This window comes from Halorubrum luteum (assembly GCF_054652935.1).
This window is the reverse complement of sequence record NZ_BAAIGT010000002.1, coordinates 933,376-950,550: the sequence shown is the minus strand read 5'-3', so window position 1 is coordinate 950,550 and position 17,175 is coordinate 933,376. Positions and strand designations below refer to the sequence as shown.

Below are 17,175 nucleotides of genomic sequence, written 5' to 3'. Positions count from 1 at the left end.
CGGGGGCGAGACCGGAGCGGACGACCATACGGAGCCCACGACGCTCGCCTCGCCGAGCGTGACCCTGATGGACCGATCATGGCGCTATCGCCGCCTGTACCGGACGACTCCCGCGGCGAAAGCGAGCGCGACCAAGAACCCGATGACGATGACCGGCAGCGATATCCCGCCGTCGTCGTCGGGTGCCTCTGTCACCTCGACGGGGTACTGGATCACGTCGGAGATCCGGTCGTTCCCTCGTTCGTCGTCGTAGCGGAAATCCAGCTCGATCGGATGCGTCTCGATCGTTGCGCCGGCGGCAGCGGCCACCTCGAACCGTATCTCGGTGGTCTCTCCCGGCTTGAGTTCGGGGATGAACGCCTCGTCGTTGACGGCCGTAAGCGGACTGTCGGCGTACAGCCCGGCGTTGATCGACGACAACGTCTCCGGTCGCTGGTTGGTGATCTCAAACGTCATCCGTCGGCTTTCACCGGCGGGGACCGTGGCGTCTCTCGTCGTCACGGCGAACTCGGCCTGTCGGGGGGCAACCTCGACGCGGTCGGTCGAACTGATCGCGACCGTCTCGTCGCCGCTGGTGTACTCGACGGTGAACCGCACCTGTCGAGGACCGGGGTCGGCCTGTCCGCTCACGTCGGCGTCGAGAGTAAATTCGGTCGCCTCGCCGTCGGCAAGCTCCGGAAGAGCGTACCGGGTCTCGCCGAGCTGGATCCGCTCGCTTTGCGGCTCGACAACGAGCACCGCATCGTCGACGTCGAGCGGTCCGTCGTTGGTGAGCGTGCCGTCGATCGTTCCCGAGTAGCCGACCTCCAGTGTTCCGACCACGTCGTCGATGGGGAACTCCTGTTTCGGGATCGGCGTTACTCCCGTTCGCGAGACGGGTGACTCCGTCTCGACGCCGTCGCTGTTGCGGTACTGGACGGTCGACTGCAGCGCGTACGCGTCGCCGGCGAACTCCGGAGACACCGTCGAGTCGAATCTCACGGTACGGTTCTCGCCGGGATCCCAGTGCCCGACGAACGCGTCGCTTTGCCCGTCCCCGATGACGATCTCGCTGCCGGTCGCGCTGCCGGTGACGTACGCGTCTCTGGCCGTCTCCTCGCCGACGTTCGCCATCGTTACGGCGACGTCGCCGCTGCCGCCGACCTGTGCCGCCGTGTCGACATCGACGATCGCGAACCGGGCCCCGTCGTCGACGACGACGGTGACGTCGAAGCTGTCGGTGCTCCGCCGGTCGTTGTGGTTGTTGAACTGCGGGACGATCTGGCTGGTGTACCGGTATCTCGCGGTCACCTCGATGTCGTACTCGCCGTCAGCCACGTCGTCCGGGACGGCGATGTCGATCGGCACGGATGTGGGTGTCCCGGTCGGCACGTCGCCGACCGCGGTCTCCCCGGAGGTCACCGCGAGCGGCGTGCCGTCCGCGTCCGCCTCGACGCGAACGCTCCGGGCGGTCGTCACCCGTGGGTCGAGATCGTTTCCGGTCCGCATCTCGCCTGAGTTCAGGAGGTCGACGGTGATCGTCGTCTCCGTTCCACTCCGGACGGTCGGCTGTGAGAGGTACGCATCGAGCACTGGTGACCCCCGAACCTGTCCGGAGCGCGTCGCGTTGGTCTGAGCGACGGCGTCGTCGAGAGGCCCGCCGGTAAGTGCAGCCAACTCGGTGGACGACGTCGACGAAGTGGTGGGTGCCGGTGTCGGCGCGTCAGATACGGTCGTAGAGACGGGCGCCGTCGACGCGCTGGCCGCGCCGGCAGCGACTCCAACGGCGAGCAGGCAGATACCAGCGAGAGTGAAACACGCTTGTATCCACCCGCTCCCCGCGAGCCTCCGTGTCATTCGGTAACTCCGATCCGTGGTCGCAGTCGGGAGGAGGGAGGGCAGCGTGCCGATCGGGTCCGGATCCGTAGACTCCGGCGAACGTCCGTTCCAGTCATGCACAGTCACTCGCAGTCGGCGATAATAAGCGTGTTGAATGAACGTTCAATCAGGAGGGTTATGCCACCTGACTCGGTAGGTGGCGTATGCGTGCTACGGGAGAAGCGACTGCGGAACACCGGAACGACTTCCATGCGTCCGTGGTCGTCTCCGTGACCGACCGACGCCCGTCGGACGGGTGCGTGCGTTGCTTCCGGTCGGAGGAACGACCATGACCGACTCCGGGACGGACTCCGCAGCCGACGCCTACGCCCCGTTCACCGATCCGAGCGACACGCGCGAGGAAATTCTCGGGGCGGCGTTTCACGCCCTGTGTGCACACGGCTACGCGGATCTGACGGTCCAGCGAATCGGCGACGAGTTCGAGAAGAGCCCGTCGCTCGTATATCATCATTACGACGGGAAAGACGAGCTGTTGATCGATCTGCTCGAGTTCCTTCTCGAGGGATTCGAGACGCTGCTCTCGGAGGACACCGCCGCGTCAGCGTTCTCGGACGACCCGTCCGTGACGTCTGCACGCGATCGGCTCGACACGTTCGTTCGCGCGACGACCGACCCAGAGGCGCTTGGAGCCGCCGGTCCAGACGAGGCGTTCATGCGAGCGCTCGTCGAGCTCCGCGCACAGGCGGCTCACGACGAGGCGTATCGTGCCCACTTCGACCGGAGCGACCGCGTGTTTCGCCAGTTTCTCGAGCAAACCGTCGCCGCGGCCGCCACGGAGACCGGTCCGGAATCGGGATCGTCCTCGCGTGACGTCACCGTCGACGAGGTCGCCGTCACCGTCGACGAGGTCGCCGTCACCGTCGACGAGGTCGCCGCCACCGTGCAAACGCTCGCGACGGGCGCCACGTTTCGGCGAACGACCACGACCGACCGCGAATGGGTCGCGGAGACGAACGCGGCGGTCGATCGCTATCTCGACGCGATGCTGCCGCGGGTCGTCATCGAGGAGTGATCGACGTCTTCGATCCCGGAACGGTGTCAACCGTTCCCGCGACGGAGCTCACCGGCGTCGACGCCGGCGACCTCATCTTCGAGCCATTCGCGAAACCATTTCACTCGTTTGATCCGCTGGTGGGCGATGCTCTCGGCGGTGTCCGAGACGACGCGGTCCGTGTGATCGCGGCCACGCTGGAGCACGCGATCGACCATCTTCGCGGCGTCCATGTGGGTCCGCGACTCGTATCCCATCCGGAGCAGCATCAGCGCTGCCCCGTTGGCACCCACCTTATCGAGGAGATCCGCCTCCATCAGACACCGGCTCTCGAGTGGAACGTCCGTGAGGTCGCCGGTGTAGGAGTGGTCGACGATCGCGTCACACACTTCGTCGATGAACGATTCGGGGTAGCTTCCACGGCTCCGTAAGTACTCTCGGGCGACGCGCGCGCCGGCCTCGGCGTGAACGTCCTGATCGGCCTCCAGTTTCGCGACGTCGTGAAAGAGCGCGGCGACGCGGACGACGTCGACGTCAGCCCCCTCCGCCTCGGCGATCTCGGTCGCGAGCTCGACGACGTTGCGGATGTGGTTGAACCGATACTCCGCGGAGTGCCACGGGTACCACCGCATTCGTCCGCCGTCGTCCTCGCTTTCGACGCTCGCGGCGAGATAGTCCCGAACGAACCGTTTCATCTCGGCGAAATCGTCGTCGCTCACCTCCGTCTCCTTAATCTCGACGCCCACGGCGACCACCCCGGAGCGACAAAAACTCGTAGTTCATTATCGTGACGGAGGAGCGTTTCGTTCTTAGTCGTTACGACGGCGCGAATCGGAGCCCACCTCACCGCTCGTTCCGTCGAGAGCTACTTTACCAGCGTCGTCGGTATCTCAGTTCGTCGCACCACGCCCTCGGCGACGCTGCCGATGAGAAGCCGCGAGACGCCGTCTCGCCCGTGTGTTCCCAGCACGACCTGATCGAACTCGCCGGAGGTCGCGTACTCGACGAGCCGATCCTCCGGATCGCCGGTGAGAAACGAGACCGCGACGGTCCGACCGTCCGCGACTCGACGGATCCCGTCGAAAACGGAGCGTGCCGTCTCGTCGCCGACGTCGTCGAGCTCGTCGAGTCCAGCCTCGAACACCTCCTCGGTGTCCGACGGCAGCATGTCGTACTCAAGGAACGCGACGTGTGCGGCGACGACGGTGGCATCGGGAAACACCTCGAGCGCATACGCGAGCGCGTCACGGCCCAGCGGCGAATCGTCCACGGCCACGAGAACTCTGTCCACCATACGCCGACTACCCCGCCTCCACTGATAACGTCTGGGTCGTTGGTGACACGCGACCTGTGACGGGTCCGCGCTCGAACGCCCGGAGACGGCTCCCGTTCGAAACTGAACTGGAACAGTGAAGTGGCGAGCGTCACGAGACGTCCGTATGAATACCGACGACAGCGAGCCGGCGATCGCGGACGAGGTCGATCTCGAGCGCGTCGCCGACACCGCGGCTCACACCGGCGAGGGACCGCTGTGGCATGCCGACGAGAAGCGACTCTACTGGGTCGACATCCCCGCCGGCCGGCTGTATCGATACGATCCATCGACCGGCCGTAACGAGACGGCCTACGAGACGGATGGCACTCCGCTTGGCGGCTACACGATCGAGGCTGACGGGGCACTCCTGGTTTTCACCCACGGTGCGATAGAGCGGTTCGTCCCCGGCGCGGACACAACGGAGCGGGTTGCGACCGTGGACGCGAAGACGCGGTTCAACGACGTGATCGCCGATCCCGAGGGGCGCGTGTTCGCCGGCACGATGCCCGGCGAGACCGCGCTCGGTGACCTGTATCGGATCGACCGCGACGGGTCGGCCGAACTCGTCATGCCCAGCGTCGATATCCCGAACGGGATGGGGTTTTCCGCCGACGAATCGACGTTCTATTTCACGGAGTCGGAGGCGCGCCGCATCGACGCGTACGACTACGATCGCTCCACCGGCGCGATTTCAGATCGTCGGACGTTCGTCGGGGTACCCGCCGACGACGGCGTGCCGGACGGGTTGACCGTCGATGCCACTGGCCACGTCTGGTCGGCCCGCTGGAACGGGAACCGCGTCGTCAGATACGATCCGGCGGGGCGTCCACGCGACGCGATCGAACTGCCCGCGAGAAAGGTGTCCTCGGTTACGTTCGGCGGCTCCGCGTACGAGGACCTGTACCTCACGACTGCGTTGACGGACGGCGACCGGACGACCGAGGGGACAGGCGCGGGAGCGCTGTTCCGCGTGCCCGATGTCGGGGTCCGGGGCCGCCCGGAGTTCCGATCGCGGATCGCGACGGAGTGACCGGCGGTACGCCGCACGGCGTGTCGAACCCGTCACCGTTCATACTCGAAGCGGATAGGACGTCGTGAAGTACCCCGCGCACGGTGGCGCGGGGCGTCCGTGTTTACTCCGGCACTGCTGAAGCAACGGACTTTAATTCCTCTCGCGCTTCCATCTCTGGTTGCGCCTCCTCTGCGGAGGTAACACCCGAACACAAATCGTGTCCGTGAGAGTCGGTCGCTCCACCACGGCCCGATGCCGCCCGTCTCACCGTCCGAACTCCTGGAAGGGTTTCGAGAGACGGCACATTCCCATACTGCTCGTCTAACCAATTCTGCACCACGCATACGGCCGCTTTCCGATCTGCGTGATCTTGGAACTCACACCGTTTACATTTGAATCGCTTCTTACGACGATTCGCTCGTTCTGTGTGCTGACACTCCGTCCGTGGGCATCGCTGACTCGTGTACTCAGGGTCAGCCTCATCTGAGGGAATCCCTTCCCACGCAGCTTTGTACGACACCATCTCTTGGAGTGCAGCAAACGGCAGTGAGTGTAACCGACGGTTCATTCGCGTTCCGTAGTCGATGGACTCTCGCATGTCTTTGAGGTCTTCAAAGACGATTACCGGGCCGGTAAATTGAAATATCCAGTCGACTACTTCCCGCGATACTTTGTGCAGGCAATCGTGAACGTAGTCGCGTTCTTCAGTCTTCACGACCGTCTCGAACGCGGTCTGCTCGGCTTTCTGCATCCGCTTGCGCTTGGTGAAACACTCGTGACGCTGTTTTTTCACTGACGGATACTCAAACACCACAGAGTCTTCCACCGAACCACTCCGACTCATCGCAGCGAGGGCAATACAGTCCTCGTTCACGTCAACACCAACAATCGTGTCTGCATCGTGCTTGCTGGCGACGTGATGAGCCTCGTGTGTGATTGTGACGTGGAGTCGCCACTCGTCGTGTTTGTGTACGACTTCAGCGGTTCCAACCCGCCACTCTTTGTCGGTGAATGCGGTTTGGAGTCGGTCGAAATGAGCTGGACTGCCACGGAGTCCGCCTTTGACGTGCGTGCCTCTCGTGGCAGTGATTCGGAAGCGAACCGCCCCGTCGTCTTCGAGGAACAGGCGGTAGCCTTCGCCGTGGTTCATCACCATCGGGTACGACTCGTCGATGTACGGGTAGGGTCGTCCCCACCCATCGTCTTTGTTGTCGAGGTAGGTTTCGAGTTCACCGAGTGCCTTGTCAACGATGAGTTGCGTGGTGTTGTTGACGTGATCGGCGTTATCTACGACAGTCGATTTAATGGTGTTCCACTCCCAACCTTGGCGGTCGAGGCGGTTGGTTTCGTTGCGGATGCGGCGGGCCTCAAGACAGCCCGTTTGCAGGTCGTCGCCACTCCCCGTGTGGATGTCTAGTCCGAACGACAAAGTTTGGGTGAATTTGGACGACTGCACTGTATTCTCGTATGGTTTGATACTTGTTAAAAGTTCGTGGTGTGACGCGCTTCACCCACGGGCACGGTGGCCCGTGGTACTCGCGCTGCTATTCTTTATAGAACGTCGTCGATCGGTCGTAGGGCGTCCTCAGTAGGAGAAAACACGGTCACGAACGACGGTCAGTACGTCCGGAAACGCTCAGTTCTCGACTTCGGCCGCGTCGTCGATCCGCATCGTACCGAGCTTCTCGATCGTCTCGTCGAGCTTCTCGTCGAGTTCGTCGACGAACTCGTGGGTTCGCTCCGTCGTGATAGCTCCCTGACTCGACGGCTCGATCAGGTTCTCCTCCTCGAGCACGCGCAGCGAGTAGCGAACTTTGTGATGGGGGTAGCCAGTCTCGTTCGACATCTTCACGATACCGATCGGTTCGTTCTCTATCACCATTTTCAGCACCTGTAAGTGGCGTTCAAGCATATCCACTTCCTTCTCAAGTCGGTCTATCATGGCATATGTTAACTTGTCATGGCCCCCTTTAAAAGTTGCTGTCGGCGTCCGAGAGAGAACTGCCCAATTCGGTAGTACATCGTGAGAGTAGTTAACGGTTCGGTTCTCGACTGCGAACGGGAACGGCGGGGCCAATAACGAACGGGAACGGCGGGCCGACAGCGACCACCCACGAACATCACCATTCGTGCACCGCACGTTCCACGACGATCCATGGAGATGGGTATCCGGCCGACGCGGACCGTAATCTGTTTTATCCCCCGCTTGAAACTGGAGAGCGGAATGACTGTCACCATCGTCGGCTCCCAGCTTGGAGACGAGGGCAAGGGTGCACTCGTCGACCGGTGGGGAGGGGACGCGGACGTCGTAGTCCGTTATCAAGGCGGCGACAACGCCGGACACACGGTCGTGGAAGGCGGCGAGGAGTACAAGCTCTCGCTGGTCCCGAGCGGGGCCGTCAGAGGGAAAGTGGGTGTTCTGGGCAACGGCTGCGTCGTCAACCCGCGCACGCTGTTTTCGGAGATAGACGCGCTCCGCGACCGAGGGCTCGATCCCGACGTCCGGGTCGCCCGACGCGCACACGTGATCCTCCCGTACCATCGCGTGCTCGACGGGATCGAAGAGACGGTGAAAGCCGACGACGACGCCGGCGTCGAGGTCGGCACCACTGGACGAGGGATCGGTCCAACCTACGAGGACAAAGCCGGCCGCCGCGGGATCCGCGTCGGTGACCTCCTCGATCCGGAGGTGCTCCGCGAGCGGCTGGAGTACGTGGTGCCACAAAAACGGGCGACCGTCGAGGATATCTACGGCCTCGACATCGAGGGAACGGACCGCGAGGAGGCGTTCGACGTCGACGCGCTCCACGAGGAGTTCGCGACGATCGGCGAGCGGCTCGCCGACGAGGGCATGACCGTCAACTGCAGCGACTATCTGTACCGTCGTCACGAGGCGGGCGACCGGATCATGTTCGAGGGCGCACAGGGGACGTCGATCGACATCGATCACGGGAACTACCCGTTCGTCACCTCCTCGAACCCGACCGCCGGCGGCGCGGCAGTCGGCTCCGGCGTCGGCGTCACGACGGTCGGCGACGGCGAAGTCGTCGGGATCGTGAAGGCGTACCTCTCCCGAGTCGGCTCCGGGCCCCTCCCGACGGAACTGGACGGCGACGACCACGAGGAGGCGCTCGCCGACGAGATCCGCGAGAAGGGCGGGGAGTTCGGCACCGTCACCGGTCGCCCCCGTCGCATCGGCTGGCTCGACCTCCCGATGGTCCGCCACGCGGCGCGCGTCTCCGGATTCACCGGTCTCGCCGTCAACCACGTCGACGTGCTCGCCGATCTCGACGAGCTGAAGGTGTGTACGGGCTACGAGCTCGACGGCGAGGAGATCGACACCGTCCCGACGACGACCGAGCGGTGGGAACGCTGTGAGCCGGTGTACCGCGAGTTCGACACGTGGGACGATGTCGATTGGACGGCCGTCGCCGCCGAGGGATACGACGCTTTGCCGGCGGCGACGAGAACGTATCTGGAGTTCCTCGCTGCCGAGGTCGACGCCGAGGTGTACGCCGTGGGCGTCGGCCCGGACCGCGAGGAGACCGTCGAACTCGTCAACCCGTTCGAGACCGACGAGTAGTCGATCTGTACGAGCCGGAGAGACGTATCGAACCAGCCGTGCTTGCGCGCGTCGCCATATTCAAATCCTCCCCCCGATTCACACGACGTATGGAAGCCGAGCGCGAGGTACTCGACGTGTTGGCGCGAAACGCCCGCGAGGACGCCGACGACATCGCGGCCCAGACCGGTCTCGACGTCGACGAAGTCGAGACGGCGATCGCATCGCTCGAGGCGAACGGAGTCGTCCACGGCTATCAGGCGGTCGTCGACTGGGACGGCGTCGACGAGGGGAAGATTCGTGCGATAGTCGAGATCAACGTCGAACTCGACCGCGAGACGGGGTACGAGCAAGTCGCGGATCGGATCGCGAAGTTTCCCGCAGTCGACGCCTTACACCTCGTCTCCGGCGACTACGACTTCGCGGTCGAGGTGCTCGGCGAGACGATGCAGGACGTTTCCCGGTTCATCTCCGAGCAGGTCGCGCCGATGCCGGAGGTCACCCAGACGGTGACTCACTACATCATGGAGACGTACAAGGACGGCGGGATCCGGTTCGAGGACGGCGACGACGACGATCGGCTCTCCGTGTCACCATGAGGCTGTCGGCCCGCGCGAACGACCTTCCGGCCTCGGGGATCCGGAAGTTCTTCGAGCTGGCGGAGGCGCGCGACGACGTGATCTCGCTGGGCGTCGGCGAGCCCGACTTCTCCGCGCCCTGGGCCGCGCGCGTCGCGGCCATGGAGTCGCTGGAGCGGGGAAAAACGTCGTACACCGCAAATCGCGGCATGGCCGAACTCCGCGAGCGGATCGCCGCCCACCACGAGCGGTACGATCAGGCGTACAAACCCGACGAGGAGATCATCGTCACGACGGGCGCGAGCGAGGCGGTCGATCTGGCGTTCCGCGCGCTCGTCGACCCCGGCGATACGGTGGCGATACATGAGCCCACGTACATCTCGTACGGTCCCGGCGTCGAGCTGGCGGGCGGTGAGACCCTCCCGGTGCCGACACGCGCAGCCGACGACTTCGCGCTTACCCCCGAACGCCTGTCGGCTGCGGGCGCGGAGGAGGCCGACCTCCTCGTGCTCTGTTATCCGAACAACCCGACGGGCGCGACGATGTCCGACGAGGAGCTCGCGGCGGTCGCGACGTTCTGCCGTGACCACGACCTCCGAGTGGTCGCCGACGAAATCTACGCCGCACTCACCTACCGCGGCGACCACGCCTCGATCGCGACCCAGCCCGGAATGCGGGAGCGAACGGTGGTGATCAACGGGTTCTCGAAAGCGTACGCGATGACGGGGCTCCGACTCGGCTACGCGCTGGGGCCGGCCGACGCGATCGGCGCGATGAACCGGATCCACCAGTACACGATGCTGTCAGCACCGACGACTGCTCAACACGCCGCGATGGAAGCACTCGACAGGTGTGACGACGAGGTGACCGAGATGGTCGACGAGTACAACCGCCGTCGCCGGCTCGTCGTCTCGCGGTTCAACGAGATGGGGCTCGATACGTTCGAGCCGACCGGCGCGTTCTACGCCTTCCCCAACTGCGGCGGCGACGACGAGGCGTTCGCCGAGGAGCTGCTGGAAGCGCAGGGGGTCGCCGTCGTCCCCGGATCCGTCTTCGGCGCCGGCGGCGAGGGACATCTCCGGGTGTCGTACGCGACCTCGATGCGCGAACTGAAGGAGGCGACTTCGCGGATCGCCGAGTTCGTCGCCGACCGAGACTGACTCCGCGGCCGGGGAGGTCGTCCGAACTGACGGTCGTCAGCCGCGTTGGGCCGTGAAATCCGACGGATTCGACCTCGTCATCCTCGGGTCAACAGTAAACGCACTAAAGATTCTTTGCCGTTTGCGAACGAATATGACGGACGCGGCCACAGGGTCGGATATGGAGTTCCAGCTGTCCGACGAACAACAGCAGCTTCGCGACGAGGTTCGGCGGTTCGCCGACGAGGAGATCCGACCGGTCGCGACCGAGTACGACGTCGACGAGGCGTATCCCCACGAGGTGATGGAGAAGGCGGCCGAGATGGGGCTGTTGGCTCCACACGTCCCGGTGGAGTACGGTGGCGTCGACTACACCGCCCTCGAGAACGCCATTCTGACGGAGGAGCTGTTCGCAGCCGATCCCGGGATCGGGCTCTGTATCTCCAGTGCCGGATTCGGCGCGGAGGCGATCATGGGGTTCGGCACCGACGAGCAGAAAGAGGAGATCCTCCCGAAACTCACCGCCGGCGACGCGATCATGGGATCGGCGATAAGCGAGCCACAGGCCGGGTCGGACGTCACGTCGGTAGCGACGCGCGCCGAGAAGGACGGTGACGAGTGGGTAATAAACGGCTCGAAGATGTGGATCACCAACGGCACCGTCGCCGACTACTTCGTCGTCGTCTGTGAGACGGATCCGAACATCGATGACCGCTACACCGGCTTCTCACAGATCCTCGTCGAGGCCGACCGCGACGGGCTCACTCGCGAGAAGATCACGGGCAAGCTCGGCATCCGCGCGAGCGACACCGCCGAGCTCGTCTTCGACGACGTCCGCGTGCCCGAGGAGAACCTGATCGGCCAGCGCGGGATGGGGTTTCTCCAGCTCATGGAGTTCTTCGACGAGACCCGTACGGCGGTGGCCGCGCAGGGCGTCGGGATCGCCCGCGGCGCGGCCGAGCGTGCGCTGGAGTACGCGGAGGAGCGCGAACAGTTCGGCCGGCCGATAAGCGACTTCCAGGCGATCAAACACAAGCTCGCGGAGATGTACACCGACACGGAGGCCGCCCGGTGGCTCACCTACCGGTCGGCGTGGGCCGTTGACAACGAGTCGGAGAGTCTCACCGCGCTCGCGTCGATGGCCAAGGAGTTCGCCTCCCGCGTCGCCGTCGACGTCGCCGACGAGGCCGTCCAGGTGCACGGCGGAGCCGGATTCGTCAACGACCACGACGTCGAGCGGTTCTACCGCGACGCGAAGATCACCCAGATCTACGAAGGAACCACCGAGATCCAGAAGAACATCGTCGCCCGGGAGCTGCTCGGCGAGGGGTTCTGACCGCCGTTTCCGCAGTTTTCGATGTGACGTGGCTCGGGGATCAGGAACAGGTGAAAACGACGGTTCCGATCGACCGACCCCGCGCCTTTTAACCACGCCGGTCGCCAACGACCGACAACGAATGGGACTCACGAAGCGTATCATCCCGTGTATCGACGTCGATCTCGACGACGACGGCGACGCCGCCGTCTACACCGGCGTCAACTTCGAGAACCTCGAGTACACGGGCGATCCGGTCGAGCTGGCGAAGAAGTACAACAAGTCGGGGGCCGACGAGTTCGTCTTCCTCGACATCACCGCGAGCGCGGAGGGGCGCGAGACGATGCTAGATGTCGTCAACGCCGTGGCGGACGAGTGTTTCATCCCGCTCACCGTCGGGGGCGGGATCCGCACGAAAGCGGACATCAAGGAGACGCTGCGGGCGGGCGCGGACAAGGTGTCGATCACGACTGGCGCGCTGGAGCGTCCCGAGTTGATCGAGGAGGGCGCCGCCGCGTTCGGTAGCCAGTGTATCGTCATCTCCGTCGACGCTCGTCGGCGGTACGACGACGCCGGCGACCACTTCTTCACCGACGAGGACGGCGAGGAGGTCTGGTTCGAGTGTACGAAGAAGGGTGGTCGCGAGGGCACCGGGATCGACGCCGTCTCGTGGGCGCGCGAGGCCGAGTCGCGCGGCGCGGGCGAGCTGTTCGTCAACTCCATCGATATGGACGGGACGAAGGATGGCTACGACATCCCGCTGATGACCGCGATCTGTGACGCCGTCTCGACCCCCGTCATCGCCTCCTCGGGCTGTGGCTCCCCTGAAGACATGTACGAGGTGTTCACCGAGGCGAACGCCGACGCCGGGCTCGCCGCCTCCATCTTCCACTTCGGCGAGTACTCGATCGAGGAGACGAAGGAGTATCTCGACGAGCGCAACATACCGGTTCGCGTTTAATAGATACGACGACGGAGCGGTTCGGGCCCGATGAGGATTCATAGAACGGTCCACACACATACACAGGAACTGTGCAGTGCTCGATCTCGGGCGTATATTGCGTATACGAGAATCGGTGCGTTGTTTATAAAGGCGTACTCAGCGCGGCGAGGAGTGGTATATAAGTGAGCGGTGGAGCAGAGACCGACTTGGAAGCCCCAGCCGCGACGGCTCGCGCGGCTCGCTGCGCGCTTCAGTCGCTCACTTCGCTCGCTCCTTGCAGTGCTTGCTTCGCCGGGCTTCGCCCTCGCGACTGCCCCTTCCAGTCCCGCCCCGCACCGCAGCCTCGGACCACCCCAGCCTCGACCGGAGGGGCCGCCGGAACCGCTCGGCGGCCCCTCCGGTCTCCCTCGCGCGCTCGCTCACGGCTTCGCCGTTCGCATCCGAGGGCTCCCTCCGGTCGCCCTCGCGACTCGCGGGCCGCTGGCCCGCTCGCGGCGCGCGCCACCGCAACCACAAGCAAAACATTGTTCGTTTATCAGGCGACTGCGGGCGGTCGGCGCGCGCCTCCGAGCGCCCTTTCTAGGGCGCGAGGAGCGCGTGCGAGGGAGGCGGCGGCGAGCGCGGAACGCGCGAGCCGCCGACGAGGCTGGGGAGGCGTGAGGTGCGGTTGCGGTGCGGTCGGGTGGGGTTGAAAGGGGCAGCCGTGATCCCCGCGAGCGGAGCGAGCGGGGGCTCGGGAGACGCAGTCTCCCGGTGGGGCGACGCCCGCCGCTGTAAGCACCACAGGGAGCGAGCACCGCGAGCGACCGAGGAGCGCAGCAAGGCGCGCGAGCCGTCGCGGCTGGGGCTTTCGGATCGTTCGTCGCGGAGCTATCGCTCTCGCGACTCACTTATAAACGAACACCAACCCCTCCACGGTATCGCTTATAAACCACCCATCCCCCCTCGTGAGCGACGTACGCCCGATATCGAGCACACAATACGCAGCGTCACGCGGCTGGTTCGGGTATCCGATCATGGTAGCCACCATGCCAAGCGTTCCATGACACCCGAGTCCGATTACAATCGTCCGACAGCAATACCACTCGTGGTTCGAACCGGAAGGGAACTCACCTATCGTTCGGCTCGACGCGAACCTCAGTCATTGCCCCCTGCGATTGGCGAGTGTCATTTCTGCCCAATCGATCACAACCAACAGTTCATCTCACAGATACTAGCCTGTGTTTTTTGTTGTATCTCGACTGAAACCAACGCTTCTTATGTGATGGAGGTCCTACGTACAGCCATGGCTACGTCACCGACGCGTGCGTTCCGTGCGGAGTCGCCGGAGCTCGTCTGCCGACCGAGCGACGAGGGGTCCGACGACACCGAGGTGACGTTTTACGAACCCGACCGCGACCCCGAGGATCGGACGACGCGGTGGATCACAGCCGACGTCGACGACTGTATCCCGGAATCCGACTGGCAGTAGTCGGCGACGGTAGCTCGACGGAACCGAAATACGGATATCGCAACAGCAGCAACGATATGTACTGCTCCACGGCAGAACGAGAAGACGATTCTACAACCGTTCGCAGTCAACCGGTCGTTGTGCAGGAGGACAGCCACCAGAACGAGATTCCGGAGAACATCGACTCGGACCTGTATTCGGCGGACACTCCGCCCAACCCGTTCCACGAATTCATGATTTCGGGCGTGCGTTTCGCAGTCGACGGCTGGTAGTGGAGTTCGCAACTCGATTACGCAGCGATCGGCAACCGGTCTCTCGTCGCTTATCCGTCCAGTCGCTCGCGGAGTAGTCCGTTCACCTGCCCGGGGTCGGCGCTCCCGCCGGTGGCGGCCATCACCTGCCCGACGAGATAGTTTATCGCGCCGTCGTCGCCGTCGTGGTAGTCTGCGACCGCTTCCGGATTCTCGTCGATGGCGGTCTCGACGGCGGCCTCGACTTCACCGGAGTCGGCCTTGCCGAGCCCCTCCCGGTCGATGATCGTCTCGGGGTCGTCGCCCGCGTCGAGCATCGCGCGGAGCACGACCTCCTCGGCGTTTTTCACCGTGAGCTCCTCGGCGTCGACGAGTTCGATGAGCCGCTTAAACTCGTCGAGTCGGTCCTCGACGTCGGTTATCGCCATCTCGCGGTAGTTGAGCTCGCCGAGCAGGTTGTCCGCGACCCACGTCGCCGCGAGGTCGGGGTCGAACTCGGCGACGACGTCCTCGAAGAAGTCGGCGACCGCCTTCGTCGAGGTGAGCTTCGATGCCGACTCCCGGTCGAGCCCGTACTCCTCGCGGAAGCGCTCGCGTCGCGCGTCCGGTAGCTCGGGGATCGGGATCCGATCCTTCCAGTCGGACACCTCCAGGGCAGGCAGATCCGCCTCGCGGAAGTAGCGGTAATCCTTCTCCGCCTCCTTCGAGCGCATCGAGACGGTGACGCCGCGCCCCTCGTCCCAGTGGCGGGTCTCCTGTTCGATCTCGTGGCCCCGGCGGAGCACGTTGCGTTGGCGGGTTATCTCGTACGCCATCGCCTTCTCCGCACCCTTATGACTGGAGATGTTTTTCACCTCCGCGCGGTTCGCGTCCGCGAGGATCTCCTCGGAAACGGAGCCGTCGGGCGCCACGTCCGCCGCCGGAACCAGCGAGACGTTGGCGTCGACGCGCAGGCTCCCGTCACGCGTCGCGTCGAACACGCCGAGATACTCGAGCACCTCCGAGAGCTTCGCGAGGAACGCTCGGGTCTCCGCCGGCGATCGGAAGTCCGGCTCGGTGACGATCTCCATGAGCGGCGTTCCCGCGCGGTTGTAGTTCACGAGCGTGTGTGTCGCCGACTCGATCGAGCCGCCCGCGTGCTGGAGACTGCCGGGGTCCTCCTCCAGGTGGGCTCGCGTGATCCCGACGGTTCGCCGCTCCCCTTCGACGCTGACGTCCAGCTCGCCGCCCGCACAGATCGGCGCGTCGTACTGGGTGAGCTGGAAGTTCTTCGGCAGGTCGGGGTAGTAGTAGTTCTTCCGGTGGAACGTCGTCGTCTCGGGGATGTCGGCGTCGATCGCCTTGCCGATCTTCACGGCGGCCTCGACGGCGCCCTCGTTGAGAACGGGGAGCGCGCCCGGCAGTCCAAGACAGGTCGGACACGTCCGCGAGTTAGGCGCTTCGTCCTCGGCGGGCTCGGTCGAACAGCCGCAGAAGATCTTCGTGTCGGTTTCGAGCTGGACGTGGACCTCCAGCCCGATCACGACCGCCGTCTCCTCCGTCACGGCCTGCGTGCTCATTGACGAGTCGTTGCGCGTCAGCCCCCTAAACCGTGTCGGGACCGGACGGAGTCGTCGAACAACTAGCGTAAGCGCTCAAAACTACATAATAAATAATATTTATTACTAGTGTTGAAAAGCGAAAAGGTATTAACGTATAAGCGTCTGCTTGGGAACGTCATGCAAAGACGAAGGTTTCTCAAGACGACCGGTGCGATCAGTGCCGTCGGAACGGCAGCGCTCGCCGGCTGTGCCGACGACGACGACGGTGAGTTCCCCACTGACGACCTGACGTGGATGATCCCCTGGGGAGAGGGAGGCGGAACCGACACGTACGCCCGCCAGCTCGCGCCGCATATGGAGGACGCGCTCGATCAGTCGATACAGATAGACAACCGCCCCGGCGCGGGAAGCCTCGTCGGCTCCGAATGGCTCCACGGTCAGGACACCGATGGATACACGTTCGGAACGGTGAACCCACCGGGATGGGTGTTCACGTGGCGAGCCGAGCAGGTGGATGACTGGCACGTGGAGGACTTCGATCCGATCAGCTACGCCGGCATCTTCGGATACACGCTGATCGTCAACGACCAGCACGACATCGACACGTACGGTGAGCTTCGAGACGCTTACGCCGACGGCGAGATAAGCGGATTCGGCTTCCAGGGCGTTGGCAGCGACAGCCACCTCATAACGCTGCTGTTGCGTGATGAGTACGGACTCGATTACGACACTGCGGTCGCGTACGACGGCGGTGGACCGACATCCGAAGCCGTGATATCCAACGAGGTGGCCGCCGGATTCGCGACGAACACGTCAGCGATCGCAGCCGAGGAGTCCGGCGAGGTGAGTGCCGTGGTGAACCTGATGGACATCGATCTGTCGGATACCTTCCCCGGCATCGACCGTATCACCGAGTACGGTGATAGTCTAGCGTACATCTCCGAGTTTACGCAGACGCAAGTCGCTCCGCCCGGAACGCCGGAGGATGTCCGACAGACGATATCCGAGGCCGTCGAAGAGGCGTGTACCACCGAGGAGACGCAACAGTGGGAGGAGGACACCGGAAACATCATCGAGTACGGCGACATGGACGCAGCTGCCGATCGATATCAGGGAATCGTCGATCAGCTCGAAGCAAACGTCGACTTCGACGAGTTCCTCGAACTGGTCGAAGAGGAGTCGTAACGCCGACCACATGCG

The 17,175-nt window shown here is 64.2% G+C and carries 16 protein-coding genes; 10 read left to right on the top strand and 6 right to left on the bottom strand.

What is annotated here, in order from left to right; all coding sequences use genetic code 11:
- Nucleotides 1–84 precede the first annotated feature (84 nt).
- Nucleotides 85–1,836 carry a COG1361 S-layer family protein gene (locus ACYQ0R_RS04755; protein ID WP_459821186.1) on the bottom strand — a complete coding sequence of 584 codons (1,752 nt, stop codon included), beginning with the start codon at nt 1,834–1,836 and terminating at the stop codon, nt 85–87.
- Nucleotides 1,837–2,146: 310 nt separating this feature from the next.
- On the opposite strand from ACYQ0R_RS04755, the gene ACYQ0R_RS04750 reads away from it, so the two are divergent.
- Nucleotides 2,147–2,890 carry a TetR/AcrR family transcriptional regulator gene (locus ACYQ0R_RS04750; protein ID WP_459821184.1) on the top strand — a complete coding sequence of 248 codons (744 nt, stop codon included), beginning with the start codon at nt 2,147–2,149 and terminating at the stop codon, nt 2,888–2,890.
- 26 nt (nt 2,891–2,916) lie between these two features.
- Here ACYQ0R_RS04750 and ACYQ0R_RS04745 read toward each other — a convergent pair whose 3' ends face one another.
- Both ACYQ0R_RS04745 and ACYQ0R_RS04740 read right to left on the bottom strand, forming a co-directional pair.
- Nucleotides 2,917–3,624: an HD domain-containing protein gene (locus ACYQ0R_RS04745; protein WP_459821182.1), complete on the bottom strand. Its 708-nt coding sequence runs from the start codon at nt 3,622–3,624 to the stop codon at nt 2,917–2,919.
- A gap of 110 nt (nt 3,625–3,734) precedes the next feature.
- On the bottom strand, nt 3,735–4,163 hold the full coding sequence (locus tag ACYQ0R_RS04740; protein ID WP_459821180.1) for a universal stress protein: 429 nt from the start codon (nt 4,161–4,163) through the stop codon (nt 3,735–3,737).
- A 145-nt stretch (nt 4,164–4,308) separates the two neighbouring features.
- Here ACYQ0R_RS04740 and ACYQ0R_RS04735 point away from each other — a divergent pair, with 145 nt between their 5' ends.
- Complete coding sequence (locus tag ACYQ0R_RS04735) at nt 4,309–5,214, top strand: SMP-30/gluconolactonase/LRE family protein (RefSeq protein WP_459821178.1); 906 nt, start codon at nt 4,309–4,311, stop codon at nt 5,212–5,214.
- Nucleotides 5,215–5,317: 103 nt separating this feature from the next.
- On the opposite strand, the gene ACYQ0R_RS04730 is transcribed toward ACYQ0R_RS04735, so the two are convergent.
- Both ACYQ0R_RS04730 and ACYQ0R_RS04725 read right to left on the bottom strand, forming a co-directional pair.
- Nucleotides 5,318–6,652 (bottom strand): RNA-guided endonuclease TnpB family protein, encoded by a 1,335-nt coding sequence (locus tag ACYQ0R_RS04730; RefSeq protein ID WP_459821176.1) that lies wholly within the window; start codon nt 6,650–6,652, stop codon nt 5,318–5,320.
- Nucleotides 6,653–6,832: 180 nt separating this feature from the next.
- Nucleotides 6,833–7,138: a hypothetical protein gene (locus ACYQ0R_RS04725; RefSeq protein ID WP_459821174.1), complete on the bottom strand. Its 306-nt coding sequence runs from the start codon at nt 7,136–7,138 to the stop codon at nt 6,833–6,835.
- A gap of 282 nt (nt 7,139–7,420) precedes the next feature.
- Here ACYQ0R_RS04725 and ACYQ0R_RS04720 point away from each other — a divergent pair, with 282 nt between their 5' ends.
- The 7 genes from ACYQ0R_RS04720 (at nt 7,421) to ACYQ0R_RS04690 (ending at nt 14,455) form a co-directional block, all read left to right on the top strand.
- Entirely contained in the window at nt 7,421–8,779 is a 1,359-nt protein-coding gene (locus ACYQ0R_RS04720; RefSeq protein ID WP_459821172.1) for an adenylosuccinate synthase, read from the top strand.
- An 89-nt stretch (nt 8,780–8,868) separates the two neighbouring features.
- Nucleotides 8,869–9,357: an Lrp/AsnC family transcriptional regulator gene (locus tag ACYQ0R_RS04715; RefSeq protein WP_459821170.1), complete on the top strand. Its 489-nt coding sequence runs from the start codon at nt 8,869–8,871 to the stop codon at nt 9,355–9,357.
- On the top strand, nt 9,354–10,496 hold the full coding sequence (locus tag ACYQ0R_RS04710) for a pyridoxal phosphate-dependent aminotransferase (RefSeq protein ID WP_459821168.1): 1,143 nt from the start codon (nt 9,354–9,356) through the stop codon (nt 10,494–10,496). Before ACYQ0R_RS04715 ends, ACYQ0R_RS04710 begins: the two co-directional genes overlap by 4 nt.
- A 160-nt stretch (nt 10,497–10,656) precedes the next feature.
- Entirely contained in the window at nt 10,657–11,811 is a 1,155-nt protein-coding gene (locus tag ACYQ0R_RS04705; protein ID WP_459821166.1) for an acyl-CoA dehydrogenase family protein, read from the top strand.
- Between the two features lie 121 nt (nt 11,812–11,932).
- Nucleotides 11,933–12,751, top strand: a complete 819-nt coding sequence (gene hisF, locus ACYQ0R_RS04700; protein ID WP_459821165.1) for an imidazole glycerol phosphate synthase subunit HisF — start codon at nt 11,933–11,935, stop codon at nt 12,749–12,751.
- Between the two features lie 1,267 nt (nt 12,752–14,018).
- A complete protein-coding gene (locus ACYQ0R_RS04695; protein ID WP_459821164.1) occupies nt 14,019–14,204 on the top strand; it encodes a DUF7511 domain-containing protein in 186 nt (61 codons plus the stop codon).
- 56 nt (nt 14,205–14,260) lie between these two features.
- Nucleotides 14,261–14,455 carry a hypothetical protein gene (locus ACYQ0R_RS04690; protein ID WP_459821163.1) on the top strand — a complete coding sequence of 65 codons (195 nt, stop codon included), beginning with the start codon at nt 14,261–14,263 and terminating at the stop codon, nt 14,453–14,455.
- Nucleotides 14,456–14,505: 50 nt separating this feature from the next.
- On the opposite strand, the gene gatB is transcribed toward ACYQ0R_RS04690, so the two are convergent.
- Entirely contained in the window at nt 14,506–15,993 is a 1,488-nt protein-coding gene (gene gatB, locus ACYQ0R_RS04685; protein WP_459821162.1) for an Asp-tRNA(Asn)/Glu-tRNA(Gln) amidotransferase subunit GatB, read from the bottom strand.
- 159 nt (nt 15,994–16,152) lie between these two features.
- Between gatB and ACYQ0R_RS04680 the strand changes: the two genes are divergently transcribed.
- Complete coding sequence (locus ACYQ0R_RS04680; protein WP_459821161.1) at nt 16,153–17,160, top strand: Bug family tripartite tricarboxylate transporter substrate binding protein; 1,008 nt, start codon at nt 16,153–16,155, stop codon at nt 17,158–17,160.
- The last annotated feature ends 15 nt before the right edge of the window (nt 17,161–17,175 follow it).

Coding starts and splice junctions, on each gene's coding strand:
- ACYQ0R_RS04755 (WP_459821186.1), bottom strand. CDS start 1,836: ATGACACGGAGGCTCGCGGGGAGCGGGTGGATACAAGCGTGTTTCACT.
- ACYQ0R_RS04750 (WP_459821184.1), top strand. CDS start 2,147: ATGACCGACTCCGGGACGGACTCCGCAGCCGACGCCTACGCCCCGTTC.
- ACYQ0R_RS04740 (WP_459821180.1), bottom strand. CDS start 4,163: ATGGTGGACAGAGTTCTCGTGGCCGTGGACGATTCGCCGCTGGGCCGT.
- ACYQ0R_RS04735 (WP_459821178.1), top strand. CDS start 4,309: ATGAATACCGACGACAGCGAGCCGGCGATCGCGGACGAGGTCGATCTC.
- ACYQ0R_RS04725 (WP_459821174.1), bottom strand. CDS start 7,138: ATGATAGACCGACTTGAGAAGGAAGTGGATATGCTTGAACGCCACTTA.
- ACYQ0R_RS04720 (WP_459821172.1), top strand. CDS start 7,421: ATGACTGTCACCATCGTCGGCTCCCAGCTTGGAGACGAGGGCAAGGGT.
- ACYQ0R_RS04715 (WP_459821170.1), top strand. CDS start 8,869: ATGGAAGCCGAGCGCGAGGTACTCGACGTGTTGGCGCGAAACGCCCGC.
- ACYQ0R_RS04710 (WP_459821168.1), top strand. CDS start 9,354: ATGAGGCTGTCGGCCCGCGCGAACGACCTTCCGGCCTCGGGGATCCGG.
- ACYQ0R_RS04705 (WP_459821166.1), top strand. CDS start 10,657: ATGGAGTTCCAGCTGTCCGACGAACAACAGCAGCTTCGCGACGAGGTT.
- hisF (WP_459821165.1), top strand. CDS start 11,933: ATGGGACTCACGAAGCGTATCATCCCGTGTATCGACGTCGATCTCGAC.
- ACYQ0R_RS04695 (WP_459821164.1), top strand. CDS start 14,019: ATGGCTACGTCACCGACGCGTGCGTTCCGTGCGGAGTCGCCGGAGCTC.
- ACYQ0R_RS04690 (WP_459821163.1), top strand. CDS start 14,261: ATGTACTGCTCCACGGCAGAACGAGAAGACGATTCTACAACCGTTCGC.
- gatB (WP_459821162.1), bottom strand. CDS start 15,993: ATGAGCACGCAGGCCGTGACGGAGGAGACGGCGGTCGTGATCGGGCTG.
- ACYQ0R_RS04680 (WP_459821161.1), top strand. CDS start 16,153: ATGCAAAGACGAAGGTTTCTCAAGACGACCGGTGCGATCAGTGCCGTC.